This is a genomic window from Paenibacillus xylaniclasticus, assembly GCF_004001065.1.
GTDB lineage: Bacteria > Bacillota > Bacilli > Paenibacillales > Paenibacillaceae > Paenibacillus_T > Paenibacillus_T xylaniclasticus.
This window is the reverse complement of sequence record NZ_BIML01000028.1, coordinates 1-16995: the sequence shown is the minus strand read 5'-3', so window position 1 is coordinate 16995 and position 16995 is coordinate 1. Positions and strand designations below refer to the sequence as shown.

12 protein-coding genes are annotated in these 16995 nt (G+C 50.4%); 11 read left to right on the top strand and 1 reads right to left on the bottom strand.

Annotation, left to right across the window (positions count from 1 at the left end):
• Positions 1-15: 15 nt before the first annotated feature.
• From PXY01_RS18570 to PXY01_RS18540, 7 genes are all read left to right on the top strand, one after another.
• The gene (locus PXY01_RS18570; RefSeq protein WP_127572029.1) at positions 16-444 is read left to right on the top strand and encodes a CBS domain-containing protein; all 429 of its coding nucleotides are present in this window, start codon (positions 16-18) and stop codon (positions 442-444) included.
• Positions 445-534: 90 nt separating this feature from the next.
• Positions 535-2571 (top strand): amidohydrolase family protein, encoded by a 2037-nt coding sequence (locus PXY01_RS18565; RefSeq protein WP_127572027.1) that lies wholly within the window; start codon positions 535-537, stop codon positions 2569-2571.
• Positions 2572-2996: 425 nt separating this feature from the next.
• Positions 2997-4661, top strand: coding sequence for a peptide ABC transporter substrate-binding protein (locus PXY01_RS18560; protein WP_127572025.1), 1665 nt, complete (start codon positions 2997-2999; stop codon positions 4659-4661).
• Between the two features lie 129 nt (positions 4662-4790).
• Positions 4791-5723, top strand: coding sequence for an ABC transporter permease (locus tag PXY01_RS18555; RefSeq protein ID WP_127572023.1), 933 nt, complete (start codon positions 4791-4793; stop codon positions 5721-5723).
• Between the two features lie 48 nt (positions 5724-5771).
• The gene (locus tag PXY01_RS18550; protein WP_127572082.1) at positions 5772-6686 is read left to right on the top strand and encodes an ABC transporter permease; all 915 of its coding nucleotides are present in this window, start codon (positions 5772-5774) and stop codon (positions 6684-6686) included.
• A gap of 18 nt (positions 6687-6704) precedes the next feature.
• On the top strand, positions 6705-7703 hold the full coding sequence (locus PXY01_RS18545; protein WP_127572021.1) for an ABC transporter ATP-binding protein: 999 nt from the start codon (positions 6705-6707) through the stop codon (positions 7701-7703).
• Positions 7700-8710 carry an ABC transporter ATP-binding protein gene (locus PXY01_RS18540; protein ID WP_127572019.1) on the top strand — a complete coding sequence of 337 codons (1011 nt, stop codon included), beginning with the start codon at positions 7700-7702 and terminating at the stop codon, positions 8708-8710. The genes PXY01_RS18545 and PXY01_RS18540 overlap by 4 nt, the downstream gene beginning before the upstream one ends.
• Before the next feature lie 111 nt (positions 8711-8821).
• On the opposite strand, the gene PXY01_RS18535 is transcribed toward PXY01_RS18540, so the two are convergent.
• Positions 8822-11257, bottom strand: a complete 2436-nt coding sequence (locus tag PXY01_RS18535; protein WP_127572017.1) for an S-layer homology domain-containing protein — start codon at positions 11255-11257, stop codon at positions 8822-8824.
• A gap of 514 nt (positions 11258-11771) precedes the next feature.
• Between PXY01_RS18535 and PXY01_RS18530 the strand changes: the two genes are divergently transcribed.
• The 4 genes from PXY01_RS18530 (at position 11772) to dnaB (ending at position 16649) form a co-directional block, all read left to right on the top strand.
• Positions 11772-12680, top strand: a complete 909-nt coding sequence (locus PXY01_RS18530; protein WP_127572016.1) for a DUF2232 domain-containing protein — start codon at positions 11772-11774, stop codon at positions 12678-12680.
• Between the two features lie 18 nt (positions 12681-12698).
• Positions 12699-14660, top strand: a complete 1962-nt coding sequence (locus tag PXY01_RS18525) for a DHH family phosphoesterase (RefSeq protein WP_127572014.1) — start codon at positions 12699-12701, stop codon at positions 14658-14660.
• Positions 14657-15103, top strand: a complete 447-nt coding sequence (gene rplI, locus PXY01_RS18520; RefSeq protein WP_127572012.1) for a 50S ribosomal protein L9 — start codon at positions 14657-14659, stop codon at positions 15101-15103. Before PXY01_RS18525 ends, rplI begins: the two co-directional genes overlap by 4 nt.
• Before the next feature lie 181 nt (positions 15104-15284).
• Positions 15285-16649, top strand: coding sequence for a replicative DNA helicase (gene dnaB, locus PXY01_RS18515; protein WP_127572010.1), 1365 nt, complete (start codon positions 15285-15287; stop codon positions 16647-16649).
• The last annotated feature ends 346 nt before the right edge of the window (positions 16650-16995 follow it).

Sequence of the window (16995 nt, the reverse complement as noted above, 5' to 3'; positions counted from 1 at the left end):
TGGGAGGGCGGAAGGTTGAACATTGCATTTTTCTTATTGCCCAAGCAGGATGTTGTGCATGTCTCACTTCATGCTACGCTGAGGCAGACATTAGAGCGAATGGAGCATCACCGTTACACGGCAGTACCGATTTTGGATCGTGAAGGGTTATACGTTGGAACAGTAACGGAAGGCGATCTGTTATGGTATATGAAGAATAACCAGGTGTCATTCGATCAGACGCATAAGGCTAGACTGGCGGATGTGCCGCTTCGAATGAGTAATCATCCCGTACAGGTTGATGCTGACATTCGGAATTTGATATCACTTGTGAAAGTACAAAACTTCGTACCGGTTATTGATGATGGGGGCCGATTTATTGGTATTGTACGAAGAAGCGACATTATAGATTATTGTGACAAAAATATATGGGCAGGCTCATCGAAAATGCAGAGCAGCATGTGAAGATTTGCGATCCGACGCTAAGAGTAGTACGATAGGGTTAGCATATTCTGGATGAATAGCTAACTTATTGCAACAGGAGGCAAACCGATCATGAAGCACAATAAGCGCCGCCGCCGATTCCGCACAATGAACATTATTGCAGCGGGGTTAGCGGCGGTTATTGTTATAGCTGCGTGGCTGATGTGGGGAGGACGGGATGGGAGTGAATGGTCCGGTCCGTCTGAAGCAGGGGAGAGTGCTGCGCAAGCGTATCGAGCGGGCCATAACGGAGCGAATGAGTATGCTGTCGCTACGAGTGAGGGCAACTCACGCGCTGGAGAAGTGCTGCCGGCTGCGACGCTCACGGGTGCTGCATTGGCCGAGTCGCTAACGACACAATCCGATAGGAGTCGGAGCTACGATATTGTCATTCGCGGCGGAAGAGTCATCAATCCAGAGACAAACTTGGATGCGGTTATGAACGTCGGTATTATTGACGGGAAGATAGGAGCAGTGACGGCGAAGCCATTGACCGGCAAGCGGACGATTGACGCGAAAGGCTTAGTCGTTGCGCCCGGCTTTATTGACAATTTGTCGTACGACCCGAATCCTCTCGGCGTCTGGAACAAAATTGCGGACGGCGTAACGAGCAATATTGCGATGCATGGGGGTACGTCAACACCGGACAAGTGGTATTCGTACTATGAGCGGAACGAGACGCCGCTTCACTTCGGCGCGAGCTTCTTCTATTCGCAGGCGAGAAATCAATTCCGGCTCAGCCGGTACGATGGAGCTAATGAAGAGCAAATCCGCATGTTGAGAGATCAGGCAGAGAAGGCGCTCAATGACGGGGCACTGGGAATTTCCTTCAGTCTGGAGTATGTGCCGGGCATTAAAGCGCCGGAAATCGTGCCTCTTATGGAGCTCGCGCATGAGTATAACGTGCCTGTATATTTTCATGCCCGATATTCGGATATGGAGGAGCCGGGCACTAATATCGATGCACTTAACGAATTAATCGATTATGCCCGTCAGACGGGAGCGTCTGTCCATATTGATCACATTAACAGCACAGGCGGGACGTTCTCGATGAAGCAGTCGCTTGCTCTGGTTGAGGCGGCTAGAGCTGAGGGGCTGGACATTACCGCTTGTATCTATCCTTACGATTACTGGGGTACATATTTGAACTCGGCAAGGTTTGATGAAGGATGGCAGGAGCGGTTCCGGATTACGTATCATGATCTGCAGCTGGCAGGCTCGACCGAGCGACTGACAAAGGAAACGTTCGCTCAATATAAGAAGGAGGGCAAGCTTGCGGTTGCATATGCGATACCTCCTGAGGATATCGAGGAATCGATCAAACCGGACTATGTGATGATCGGCAGCGATGCGATTCTAGAGCCGGGGCTTAACAACCATCCTCGTGCGTCCGGCACTTTCGCCAGAACAATCGGACTGTATGCCCGCGATAAAGGGGTTATCAGCTTAATGGATGCCATCGCGAAGACGAGTTTGCTTCCCGCACAGCGACTAGAGAAGCAGGCGCCGGTGTTGAAGAAGAAGGGCCGAATCGCTAAAGGAATGGATGCGGACATTGTTGTGTTCGACTACGATACGATTATCGATCAGTCGACGGTCGAGCACCCGGAGCTGTATTCGAGCGGTATCCATTACGTGTTGATCGGTGGACAACCGGTGCTTGACAATGGCAAGCTGAACAAACGTATTCGTATAGGTGAGCCGGTCAAAAGCCAGTTTGAGCGCGTTAGCCAAGAGCATAAAGGTGGACAGCTGCGCTGGGATGGAGAGTCAGCGCAATATCCGCTTCTACTTCATGGCGAACAACGATATGTGGACTTGAACGCGGTGGCCTCTCACGGCTTTAAGGTTGATTGGAATAAAAGTACCCGAAGCTTTACAGTCTTAAGCGGCATAGCAGATGTAACCGATGAGGAGCTCGCACAAGCGATGCATTGGCCCGCAGAGGGAACGCTACTGTTGGAAAGAGGATATAAGGCAGTGGGAAGCGGTGTCGAGACAGAAGTACTATCTGCAGGAGAGAGGGCGTTCGTGCCAATCCATTGGTTGGAGAAGCTTGGAATGAAGCTGACTCAAGAAGCGGATAATTGGACCGTTAGCAGTCGATAAAGAAGTTTATAAGAAACCGGTAATCGCAGCATCAGGAAACAAGTTCCTGCATGCGATTACCGGTTTTTTTGGCTATATAAACCGTTCATTACATATGCTAACGCCATGAAATAAGCGATATAGCGGCGCCATCACGAACATTGCGGCTGCATCCTAACTTACAGTTAATAATTAACACAAATTACACGTTGATTAAAAATATTCACGATTGTATAGTGTAGGATGCATGGATATAAAAGAGTCCCTGTATGTAATCGAAGGCAAATAATCCCTATTAATTATTATGAATAATTATTAATGATAATTAATAGTAATAATGGGTTATTACTTCACTTCACGACAGGATTCTCAATGAACATATGCAGTCCGCAGCGTCGCATCATCGAGCAAGCAACAAGAGAACAATGTGGAGGGTGAAAGGAAGTATGAGATTCAAGTCCACCATGAGCACGTTTGCAGCTGTGTTGGCGATTATTCTGGTCGTCGTAGGCTGCACGCCGAAGGAAAAAGAGAATGGCGGTGCGACGGATACAGGCGATGCGGCAACAGCAACAAGCAAGGTGTTCCGTATGAACTTGTCTACGGAGCCTCCGACGCTTGATCCGGCACAATCGCAGGATCAAGTATCATTCACCGTATTGAACGGTCTGTACGAAGGGCTAACCCGTAAGAATGAAGCAGGCGAGGTTGTACCGGGCATTGCAGAGAAATGGGACATTAGCGAGGATGGCAAGACGTACACATTCCATCTGCGCGATGCGAAGTGGAGCAACGGCGATCCGGTAACAGCGGGCGACTTCGAGTTCGCGTGGAAACGTGCGCTTGATCCGCAGTTGAAGCCTGAACCATCTGCTTATGCTTATCAACTGTACTACATCGAGAATGCAGAGTCGTACAATACGGGCGGCGGCGCAACGGCTGATCAAGTCGGTGTCAAAGCGGTTGATGACAAGACGCTCGAGGTAAAGCTAAATGCGGCCACGCCTTACTTCTTGAGCCTCATGTCCTTCCAAACGTATTTCCCGGTCCATCAAACGGTGAAGGACAATGAAGCTTGGGCTGCAAGTCCATCGACGATTATTTCGAATGGTCCGTTCAAGATATCTGAATGGCAGAAGAGCACGTCGATCAAGCTCGTGCCGAACGAGAACTATTATGCGAAGGACGAAGTGAAGCTTGCAGGCGTTCAATTCGTCATGGTGCCGGATTCGCTGACAGAGCTGAACATGTATAAGACCGGTGAGCTCGACTGGGCGGGCAAACCGACGGGCGAGATTCCATCTGATCAGATTGAAGCACTGCGCACAAGTAATAAGGACGAGTTTAATCAAAAAGGGATTGCGAGCCTGTATTACTATCTGCTGAACACGAAAGAGAAGCCTTTCACGAACGAGAAGATTCGCAAAGCGTTCTCGATGGCGCTGACGCGTAAGGACATTACGGATAAAGTGACGAAGGCTGGAGAGATTCCGGCATACGGTCTTGTCCCACCGGGCATCAAAGGCGAGACAGAGGAATACCGCACTGAGGTGAAGGATGATTACTTCACGGAGGATCTCGAGGAAGCGAAGAAGCTGCTTGCGGAGGGAATGAAGGAGCTCGGGATAACAAAGCTTGATCCAATTAAGCTGACGTTCAACACGAGCGATAACCATAAGCGGGTAGCTCAAGCCGTTGCTGAGATGTGGCACAAAAACCTCGGTGTAGACGTTGAGATTCAGAACCAAGAGTGGGGCGTGTTCCTGGAGAACCGCAATAAGCTCAACTATCAGGTTGCGCGGGCTGGATTTGGCGCCGACTACAACGATCCGATGACGTATATCGATCTGTTCACGTCGAAGTCCGGCAACAACAACACGGGCTATGCAAGCCCGGAATATGACGATCTCGTAGCGAAAGCCTATGGGGAGCAGGATACGAAGAAACAGATGGAGCTGTTTAAGCAGGCGGAGAAGCTGTTCATGGATGCACGCGCAATCGTGCCTCTGTATTACTACAGTGACGTCTATCTGGAGAAGCCGGGCTTCAAAGGCATTTTCATCGACTACAAAGGCGACATCGATTATACGCGCGGTTACTATGAAGGCTAATTGCTAGAAGCCTCGCGGACCGTTAAGCGAATAACGCTGATAAGCTCATGACGATAAGACACGGGATATATGCCGCATGCATATATCCCGTGGTTGTTTGAGGAAACATTTATGGGAGGCATTACCAACATGATACGATTCGTGCTGAAAAAGCTGTTTTTCATACTCGTGTCGCTGTTCGTTCTGGCCTCGGCAACCTTCTTCCTGATGAAGGCGATTCCGGGAAACCCGTTTATGTCGGAGAAGGAAATTCCGAAGGCGATTAAGGAGATGCTGGAAGCCAAGTACGGCCTGAACGAGCCGATCTGGAAGCAGTATCTCACTTATATGAACAACTTGCTTCATCTTGACCTAGGGATGTCGATGAAGCAGCAGTACACGACCGTAGCAAGTATTATTGGAACCGGTTTCTTATATTCCCTTCAGCTTGGCATTTTCGCCATTATCTTATCTATAGTGGCCGGTATCCTGCTAGGTATCATCGCTGCATTGAATCACCGTAAATTTCTCGATACGTTTACGATTCTGCTGGCGGTGCTTGGGGTGTCCATTCCGAACTTCGTCGTTGCAGCGGGGCTGCAATATTTCTTAGGCGTGAAGCTGCGCTGGTTCGACGTGGCGGGATTAAATGATCCGACCGAATATGTGCTGCCGATGATTGCGCTAGCTGTATTGCCTGCGGCGTTCATCGCCCGTCTGACCCGCTCAAGCATGCTTGAGGTGATGACGGCAGACTATATTAAGACGGCTCGCGCTAAAGGCTTGAGTGGTCGAGTTATTCTCGTTCGGCATGCGCTGCGCAACGCGATTTTGCCGGTAGTTACTTATATTGGTCCAATGACGGCCAACATAATTACCGGCTCGGTCGTAGTCGAGCAAATCTTCGGTATCGGCGGCCTCGGCAAGTTTTTTGTCAATAGCATTACGAACCGGGATTACACGCTGATTATGGGCTTGACCCTATTCTATGCGGTCATTCTGATGGCTGCGCGCTTCATGACGGATCTTGCTTATGCATTCGTCGATCCGCGCATTAAGCTGAGCAGCAGGAAGGAGGGGTAACCGATGACAGGTCATTCAGAAACGACGAATCCACTTGTGACAGGCGATATGAAATTAACGAAAGCGGATTTCACCAAGCTCGATAAGTCGGAGAAGAAAGGCGAGCTTGTCGTTCGCGAAAGTATCTCGGCATGGAAAGACGCGTGGCTGCGGCTGCGTTCGAATAAATATGCGATGACCAGTCTCGTGATTCTGCTCTTGATCGTTGTGATGGCGATGATCGGGCAGTCTATTGCGGGCTATGACTATCGATCACAGGATTTGATGGGAACGAACATGAAGCCGAATACAGACCATTGGTTCGGTACCGACGATCTTGGCCGCGATATGTTCGCCAGAACGTGGATGGGCGCTGGCATCTCGCTACAGGTTGGTTTGTATGCAGCGTTGGTTGACTTAATTATTGGAGTCATTATGGGTGGCATTATGGGTTATTTCGGCGGCAAGGTCGATGAAATATTAAACCGGCTGTGTGAAATTATGTACTCGATTCCGAACATGCTAATTGTTATTCTCTTGATCGTCGTGATGGAGCCTAGCATGTTCACAATTGTACTCGCGCTTAGTATTACGGGCTGGATTAACATGGCGTGGATTGTGCGGGGTCAGATTATACAGCTCAAAAACCAAGAATATGTGCTTGCATCCCGCTCGCTAGGGGCTGGTGCGGGACGCATTTTGTTCCGCCATCTTATTCCGAATGCGATGGGGCCGATTATCGTCACGTTGACGATGACAGTGCCGAATGCGATTTTCGCTGAAGCGTTCCTCAGCTTCCTCGGTCTTGGCGTTCAATCGCCGGCCGCTTCCCTAGGTACGATGATTAATGATGCGCTCAAGGCGATGACGATCTATCCGTGGCGGATGCTGTTCCCAGCGGTGCTGATCAGCTTGACGATGCTTTGCTTCAATATATTCGGCGACGGTCTGCGCGACGCACTCGATCCGAAGATGAAAAAATAAAGATAGGAGGCAGCGGCGATGGAACGAATACTCGAAGTTAAAGATTTGCGCGTTAATTTTAAAGTTCGCGGCGGTATCGTCCAAGCGGTTCGCGGCGTGAACTTTCATGTCAATAAAGGCGAGACGGTTGCCATTGTCGGCGAGTCGGGCTGCGGCAAGTCGGTAACGGCACAATCGCTCATGCGGCTTGTCCCTTCTCCTCCAGCTGTGACGACTGGCTCGATCCAGTTCAAGGGTGAGGAGATTCTGAAGAAGTCGGCTCGTCAGATGGAGACGATTCGCGGCAAAGAAATCGGTATGATCTTTCAGGACCCTATGACCTCATTGAATCCGACGCTGACGATTGGCAAGCAAATAACGGAGGGACTCGTGAAGCATCAGGGGCTGAGTAAGGAGGCTGCGAAGGCGCGTGCGGTCGAAATGCTGCGGCTTGTCGGCATTCCGAATCCGGACTCACGTGTAAGCCAATACCCGCATGAGTTCTCCGGCGGTATGCGCCAGCGGGCGATGATTGCGATCGCGCTCGCATGCAATCCGTCACTTCTGATTGCGGATGAGCCGACGACAGCGCTTGATGTGACGGTTCAAGCCCAAATTATGAGTGTGCTCAAGGACCTGCAGACGAAGCTCGGCACGTCCATTATATTGATTACGCACGATCTCGGTGTCGTTGCGGACTCGGCGGACCGGGTCATTGTTATGTACGCGGGCAAGGTGGTCGAGTCCGGCAAGACGCATGATATATTCAAAAATCCGAAGCATCCTTATACCCGCGGTTTGCTGCGTTCGGTACCCCGCCTCGATCAGAAGAAGGACGAGCCGCTTATTCCGATCTTCGGCACGCCGCCGGACTTGATTAAACCACCTGCGGGCTGTGCATTCTGTGCACGATGTGATGAAGCAATGCGGGTATGCCTGAACCACGATCCTGTGCTTGTGCCGGTCGAGGGCAAAGGACATACGGCTGCTTGCTGGCTTAACCATCCGCTCGCTGGTGAAGGAGGGGAAAGTGCATGAGCAGCCTGAATGCAAGCACCGCACGTTCGATTATAAAACCGTCGCATAGCGATCCATTGCTCCAGATTCGTGATCTGAACAAGCACTTCAATCTGGGCGGCGGACAAATATTGAAAGCCGTGAACGACGTCAATCTGACGATTGGCCGCGGCGAGACGCTTGGCGTTGTCGGCGAATCCGGCTGCGGCAAGTCGACACTCGGCCGTACCGTGCTGCGTCTCTATGAGCCGACAAGTGGACAAGTGATTTTCGACGGTAAATCACTGTATGATTTGAAGGGTTCAGCGATGAAGTCGATTCGGCGCGACATGCAGATGATCTTTCAAGATCCGTATGCTTCGCTTAACCCGCGGATGACCATTACGGACGTGATCGGGGAAGCGCTCGATATTCATAAGCTGGCAGGAAGCCGCGCAGAGCGGCGCAAGAAGGTTGAGTCGCTGCTCGATATTGTCGGCTTGAACCCGGATCATGCGACGCGGTATCCGCATGAATTCTCGGGCGGCCAGCGGCAGAGGATCGGGATTGCCCGTGCGCTTGCGGTTGAGCCGAAGTTTATTATTGCGGACGAGCCGATCTCAGCTCTCGACGTATCGATTCAAGCACAGGTCGTGAACCTGCTGCAGGATTTGCAGCGTCAAATGGGGCTGACGTACATGTTCATTGCCCATGACCTATCCATGGTCAAGCATATTAGCGACCGTGTTGCGGTCATGTATCTCGGTCGTGTCGTAGAGCTTGCTGACAGCGATGAGCTGTATGCGAACCCGGCTCATCCATACACCCAGGCGCTGCTGTCTGCGATCCCGATTCCCGACCCGGATGTCGAGTCGGAGCGAGAGCGTATTACGCTTAAGGGCGAGCTTCCAAGCCCGATCAACCCGCCGAGCGGCTGCCCTTTCCGTACGCGCTGCCCGCTTGCGACTGAGAAGTGCGCCAAGGATATGCCGGCTCTTGCGGAAGTGAAACAAGGTCATTTTGCTGCTTGTCATTATGCATCGGTATAACTACAGGCGGTTAGCCCTTGTCATGCTGTTGATTCAGCGGCAGGGCGGAAAAGGCAAAGGCACCCGAGAAGGGTGCCTTTCAATTAGATTACTAGATTGACCGTGGGCTAATTACGGCTGACTGGGGGTTAACCAAGGCGAAGTATAATCAAACCAGTTATCGGCGTAATCATAGAGGTTCCGAATATTGAGTTGAAGCTCATATTGCTGGAGGTCATTTAGTTTCAAGCGTCCCTCTTCCGTTAGTGTGAGGGTGAGCTCTTGCGCCGTACTGGTAATCGTGTAGTCGTCGATGGTTAAGTACACTTCATTATCTGGATCAATTGCCGATCGCGCTATGATTTGAATGGACTCCATTAATCTTGCATTGTTCTGTAATGCCAATTCCGGCAATTCCTCGTTCACCGTTATAATAAGCTGGTCATTAACGAAATTGACGTCTGTTACCTCTGGTGCCGTTTCGTCGAATGTTAGCTGCAGCTTGGCGATAGTATCGCTCAAATCTTCTTGTATTAGGTGGAATTCAAGCTCTACATTAGAATTTTCTTCCACTTTGTCGGCTGGGTCGAGGACCATTCCAAGGGTGCCTGGGGTCAATGAAACTAAGCTCTCATCCGACACCATGATCGAGATCGTTCCTTCGACCGTGTCGTTCTCGCCTATTACTTGATACTTTTCGGAGATCGAGTCGTATTCCACTCTAAATTTCTCTTCACCGCGCTTGATTAGAATCAAGTCATTAATGCTCTGCACATCATATTGATAGCTTTGATAGCCGGATGAGGATGCCGATGTTGCCAATGTAATCTGATCGTCTGTATCGGTCTTACCGGAGTTGACGTGCAAGACGGCATTGTTCTTCAGTGACAGCGATAGCTTTGGCGTTGTAACTTTTAAGTTGAAGACCATGCTTGCCGTGCCGCCTTTGCCATCGTTCGCAATAAGAGTAACCGTTGTTGTTCCTGCAGCGAGTGGTTGTAGGACGAGATGTTGATCCTCAACGGAGATGGAAACAAAATTTAGATTGTCTACAGCATACATAAAATATAACTCGTCTCCATCTGGATCTTCGAAGTGTTCTTTAGGAAAAATAATCAAGCTCCCCTGCCCAATAGATAGGTCTTGGTCGGGAATGGCTTGCGTAATAACCGGCGCCTGATTAGCCGGAGTATAGGTCACAACTTGAGTAACGGACGGAGACCATCTTCCGGTTTCACTCATAATAGGAGCATTTCCTGGTTGATAGGTAATGCGTACGCTTGCCGACTTGCTAACTGTGGAGGAAAGCTTGATCAGAACATCATGTCCATTAATTGTGATTTCTTGTACCCCAATTGGAGATGCTGATTCATCCTCGCTCACTACCTTCACGTTAGTGACAGCAGGAATTGATTGGCTGTTCAGGTTGTCCGAATAGGTGAATACAATGGTATCCGGGCTGATAAATGATATAGCAGGCTGTGCCATTTCATGGACGCTCAGCTCAATTACAACGCTAGGCGTGGATATATTTCCGCTTGTATCCGCTGCATATACTTTGTAGCTTCCCGCGTACAAGCCTTCCGTAGAGATACTTGTGTTAGCATTGATTTCATTGATAGCTGCCTTCTTGGCCCGGTTGTTCGTGACCAGATTCTCCAACTGGCTGAGCTGATTTGGATTCTCATCAGCCGGTAAGAGATACACCGCGCCTAATTCATTGCTTGTTACAACGATCGCTTGTCCAATTTCAATAGGGGTCGTTGAGATGAGGGTCAGGACAGGAGCTGTACGGTCCTCGTAACTGCCTCCTCCAGTGCTTGGATAGGATATTGGTGGTTGAAGAGTAGTGGAAGTCGGCTTTTGGGAATTATCAGATGATGGAGTATCGGAATCATTAGATTCAGGTGTCTCAGAAGGGTCTGACTCTGATGTTGAATCGGATTTTTCTTTTTCTTTAAGGAAACGGCTTGCTACAACGGCAACTTGTTCACGACTTGAATCTCCGAGCGGGTTGAAGGTGTTGTTCCCGACACCGACCATAAGGCCAAGCTCCACCGCCGCAGCAACGGAATCCTTAGCGTATTTGGCAATAAGATCTGCATCGCTAAATGTCAGACCAGCCCCTTTGCCAGTTACATCTACCTTCAGCGCCCGGGCGAAGAGAACCGCCATATCTTGACGAGTCAGACTTTGATTGAGTCCAAATTTACCATCCCCAAGGCCGTTAATTAACCCTGCTTGTGCGGCTGCTTCGACATATTTATAAGCGTAACTGGTTGCAGGGACATCTGAGAATGTCGACGCTGCCGGGGCGCTTGATACATCCAGATTTAGAGCCTTCGCCAGAATAATCGCAAAGTCTCCTCTTGTAATTTTGCCCGTGGGATCGAATATTCCATCTCCCTTGCCGTTAATAATTCCTTTATCGACTAGCTCCATAATGGCATTCTTAGCAAACGAGTCATCGATATCCGTCAACGTGTCAGCCGCGTCCGCTGGGAAGGCAAGCAGTGAACTGAGCAAGGAGGCTGATGCTAATACTGTGGCAATTTTCTTTGTAGCCAAGATCTCATCTCCTTTGATTAATTTGAAAAATATATTAAAATACCAAAATTATTAAATTTCTCCCGTAGTATAATATAAAACTTTTATCCTAATCAATTAGAATTTCAGTATTTCTAACCTATGTTGTATATATATCCTCGGAATGATCGAATGCGAGATTCGAACGGAAAGGTTTATTAAATGAAGGGACTCCAGCTGCCGTCAGCGTTCCCACCACATCCCGTGTGTACGATTTCGGATTTATGCTATAATGAGCTGTAAAGCTTTAGTGAAAGTTTCTTACGAAGCGCGCTGTAGACGGGCTTGAGCTCTCGAATCTTATGCTTCGGCAGAGGCGTATTATGGTACAAAGGAGGAGCCAGTCGCGAAGGCGGATCGGAAATGCGATGCCGCACAGCTAGTACAGACAATCGAATAACTGCAAGCGGAAATCATCAACCGTGTATCTCGCATAATGAAGTGCTGCCCGCTGGCAGTTTTTTGATATTAGAACATATCGCAAGAGGTGAACGGGTTGAACACCGGCAAACAATCGCTAATCTGGAGCATCGTGCTATTGCTGCTCATGCTCTCGATGGCAGTGCCCTTACTTAATATTATCTCGGTCATATTCATGATGGTTCCATATGTCATTATGTATGTGACAACAACGCGCAAAGCGTTCGCGCTGCAGGTTGCGATCGTTTGGGTTATTGCTTATTTGATGATTGGGCCGTTAGCGCCGATCATCGGACTTTTTTTTCTAGTACCGTCGATTATTATGGGTCATCTTGTCGTGAAGCAGTCGCCGCCGGGTCGTGTGCTTGTGTCGGGTATATTGTCGCTGTTAGGCATTATGCTGCTGGAGCTGCTTTTGTTTAATTTGATTTTTGATTTGTCGCTGATTAATGAAATGGGGGCTTCCATTCGGGAAACGACCGATTCCTTACTGGAGGAAGGTCTTTTGCCGGAAGGCTGGTCCGCTGATGTGACAGATTCACTGGTCAAAACGATGACGCAGTCCATACCGGTTGCGATGATTACAATTGCTTTCCTGTATGCTGCCGTTACACAATATTTCAGCCGCAAAGTGCTCGTCCGAAAAGGCGTATTCATGCCAGCAATGCCCAAGGCGCATGAGTGGAAGCTTCCGCGCATTATGGTGCTGTACTATTTAGTATCGCTCGTTCTCGAAATGATTCTGCCAGCGGATGATATGGATTCGTTCTTGTCAGTTGCGCTGCTGAACCTGGTTCCGCTGTTGCAGACGGCATTCAAGATTCAGACAATCGGCTTCTTCTACTATATTGCGCATCAGCGTAATTGGTCGAAGGTTGTCCCTGCTCTGATTGCTATTGTCGTCATGGTGCTGTCGCCGCTCAGCTTGATCGGTGTGCTGGATACGGCCTTTCCGATTCGGAAAGCGTTCGAGAAGAAACGTTAACACGGGAGCGGAATTCGAATGCCTAAGTTTCTTATCAAGCGATGGCACGGGATGCACCAGTTATGGGCATTCGTGCTGCTGGTATGCTTGTCGGTGGTGCTGGCCATGTACAATTGGGAGCTTGGACTGGTTGGACTGCTGCTGACGATATCGGCCGGTGCATATACGTTATATGCGGAACGTGCATTCAGGCATGATCTTAAATCATATCTCGGTACATTATCGTACCGGGTGAAGAAAGCGAGCAGCGAGGTCATTACTGAACTGCCGTTCGGCATAATCGTATATGACGATGAGCGTAATGTGGAATGGAGTAACTTATATATCGCTCAGTTGTTCGGTCATGAGTCGGTCGTGGGCATGACACTTAATGAATTGTTCCCTTCCATGAAGGAGAATAAGCAGAACAAGGGCGTGTACGAAGCGACGATCGGTGACCGAGTGTTCGAACTTAATTTCAATAGTAAAGAACGTATTGTCTACATCCATGACATTACGCTTATGTGGCAGCTTGGCCGTAAGTATGAGGATGAGAAGCTGGCGCTCGGCATCGTGCTGATGGACAATCTTGATGAAGTGACGCAAGGAATGGACGATCATCAACGGACGACGATGCTTTCGAAGGTGACGGCGGAAATAACCGATTGGGCGATGAAGTATCAGACGTATCTGAAACGGCTAAGCTCCGATCGGTTTCTGATTATGACGGATCAGAAGACGCTGAAGCTGCTGGAGCAGAGCAAGTTCGAGCTGTTGGATCAGGTTCGGGAGATGACTGCCGAGCACAAAATTCCCGTTACGCTTAGCATCGGCTTTGCTGCCGGCGCAGAATCGATTCCTGAGCTTGGCCAATGGGCGCAGATGAGCCTGGACATTGCGCTTGGACGTGGAGGCGACCAAGCGGCGGTTAAAGTAGGCGAACGTCAGCAGTTCTACGGCGGCAAATCGAATGCTGTCGAGAAGCGGACCCGTGTGCGCGCGCGCGTTATTGCTCATGCCCTACGGGACATGATTCGCGAAAGCGACAACGTCGTTATTATGGGTCATCGGATGCCTGATATGGATGCAATCGGCGCTGCAATCGGTGTATTGAAGGCGGCAAAGCTGTTCGGCAAGGAAGGCTATATTGTGCTGGAGGGCATTAATCCGGCGATCGAGAAAATGATGGGAATGTTAAAGGAAGACGAGCGGATCTACAAGTGGTTCGTGTCACCTGAGCAGGCACTTCATCTGGTAAATTCAAAAACGCTTGCTATCGTCGTCGATACACATAAGGCATCGATGGTTAAGGAACCGAAGCTGCTGCAGTTGACTGACCGGATCGTCGTTGTCGATCATCATCGCCGCAGCGAAGAATTTATTAGCAAATCGACTCTTGTATATATGGAGCCTTACGCATCATCTACTTGCGAGCTTGTAACGGAACTGCTTCAATATATACACGAGCGTGTGTCGCTCGACATTCATGAAGCGACGGCGCTGCTGGCTGGCATTGCGGTGGATACGAAGAGCTTCTCGCTGCGAACGGGAGCAAGAACGTTCGAAGCGGCATCATTCCTGCGCCGCAATGGAGCCGATTCAACGCTTATTCAACGCATGCTGAAGGAAGATCTGGAAGAGTACGTCATGAAGGCTGAAATTATTAAGCATGCGGAGGTCCTGTATGAGCATGTCGCAATTGCCGTAACGGAGCCGGGACGCAAGCATTCCCAGCTGCACATTGCACAATCGGCCGATACGCTGCTGAATATGACAGGCATTTATGCTTCTTTCGTTGTCAGCGAACGGCCGGATGGCTTGATCGGCGTCAGCGCCCGTTCGCTCGGCGCCATGAACGTGCAGGTCGTGATGGAGCGACTCGGCGGAGGCGGACATCTGACGAATGCGGCAGCCCAACTGGATTGCAGCGTGCAGGAGGCTGCGGACCGACTGCGCACCATTCTGGACGAAATTGAGAAGGAAGAGGGGTTATTCGAATGAAAGTCATCTTTCTGCAAGACGTAAAAGGTCAAGGTAAGAAGGGCGAAGTGAAGGATCTGTCGGAGGGCTATGTACGGAATTTCCTTCTGCCGAAGGGACTCGTGAAAGAGGCGTCGGCCGGCAATATTAATACGCTTAAAGCACAGCAGAATTCGGAAGCGAAGCGCAAGGAGAAAGAGAAGGAAGACGCGAAGGCGCTTGGCGCCCGCCTTGCTGAGCTTACGGTTGTCATTAAGGCGAAGGCTGGCGAAGGCGGTCGGCTGTTCGGCGCTATTACGAGCAAGCAAATTGCTGAGGCGTTGGAGGTTCAAGCGGGCGTGAGAGTCGATAAGCGTAAGATAGAGCTTGACGAGCCAATTCGGACGCTCGGTGTAACGCAGGTTCCGGTTAAGCTTCATCCGGAAGTGAAGACGACGCTTAAAGTACAAGCTTCGGAAGAATAGAGTTCGGCTGCTGCCGACAGGATCGGATTGGCAGGATTTAGGCATTATTTCCGCTCGCAGTTGAGGAGTCTTCGGTAACAGTTGACGCCTCCTGCGGGCGGTAGTTCGTTAAGGGGACGGAACAGGTAATTTCTGCACTGGATTGTTCGCATTCATGATTAGCAAAGGAGGACATCATTCCATGAGCATAAGTCCGGATCAGTTGACTTTCGATCGAATCCCGCCGCAGAACCTGGAGGCGGAGCAAGCGATACTTGGCGCTGTACTGCTGCAGTCCGAGGCGTTGATTACCGCGATGGAACGGGTGAAGAGCGAGGACTTCTACAGCACGTCCCATCAGCGGATATTCGAAGCGATGGTGGAGCTTGGCGAGAACAATCAGCCGATCGATCTCGTGACGCTGACTGCTTATTTGCAGGACCGGCAGATGCTGGAGGAAGCGGGCGGCGTTTCGTATTTGGCGAAGCTGGCTAACGCTGTTCCGACGGCTGCGAACGTTGATTATTACGCTCAGATCGTTGAAGAGAAATCGATGCTTCGTCGTCTCATTCGCACCGCAACGAATATCGTATCGAGCGGTTATGCGGCTGAGGAGGACGTGGGCGCGCTGCTGGGTGAGGCGGAAGCGAAAATTCTTGAAATTTCGAACCGTCGTGCAAGCAGCGGCTTCATCTCGATCCGTGACGTGCTCATGGAAGTGTTCGAGCGGGTAGAGATGCTGTACTCGAACAAGGGCGGCTCCACGGGTATTCCGTCAGGTTTCTCTGATCTCGACAAAATGACGTCGGGCTTTCAGCGAAGCGACCTTATTATCGTGGCCGCGCGTCCTTCCGTAGGTAAGACGGCATTCGCGCTTAACATCGCGCAGAACGTCGGCGTTCGCGCGAAGGAGACGGTTGCAATCTTCAGTCTTGAGATGAGCGCGGCGCAGCTTGTACAGCGTATGATTTGCGCCGAGTCGAACGTAGATGCGGGACGGATGCGCACCGGTTTCCTTGAAGGAGACGATTGGGAGAAACTGACGATGGCAATCGGGTCGTTGTCGGAAGCGGAGATCTATATCGATGATACACCGGGGATCACCGTTGCAGATATTCGCGCCAAATGCCGCCGTCTGAAAAAGGAGCGTGGGCTTGGCATGATTCTGATCGACTATCTGCAGCTTATTCAGGGACGCGGCAAGCCTGGCGAGAACCGGCAGCAGGAAGTATCGGAAATTTCCCGTACACTGAAGCAGATTGCCCGTGAGCTGGAAGTGCCCGTCATCGCTCTGTCGCAGCTGTCGCGGGGCGTTGAGCAGCGGCAGGACAAGCGTCCGATGATGTCTGACCTTAGGGAATCAGGCTCGATCGAGCAGGACGCGGACATCGTGGCGTTCTTGTACCGGGATGATTATTACGATAAAGAATCAGAGAAGAAGAATATTATCGAGATCATTATTGCCAAGCAGCGGAACGGTCCGGTCGGCACGGTTGAGCTTGCTTTCTTGAAGCAGTTCAACAAGTTCGTAGGACTGGATCGGACGCATCAGGAACCGGCTTCATAACATTTATATCTTCTCTGCGGCGTGGCCGCAGCTCTCTATAACGATACATGATCAGGTCAGCCAATTAGGCTGGCCTGTTTGCGTCGTTATGGCGGGGCGGCGGAGTGGGGAGAGTTCCCTAACGGCATGATAATGTGTCGTAAAGGTGAGAGAGCGGACGTGAGGTGCCAACTAACGGCATAATAACGTGTCGTTACGGCGAGAGAGCGAGTGTGTGGAGCCCTCTAACGGCATGATAATGCGCCGTTAAGACGAGAGAGTCGGCCTCGGGAGTACCGTAGCGGCATGATAATGTGCCGTTAAGTTGAGAGAGCGAGTGTGTGGGCCCACTAACGGCATAATAATG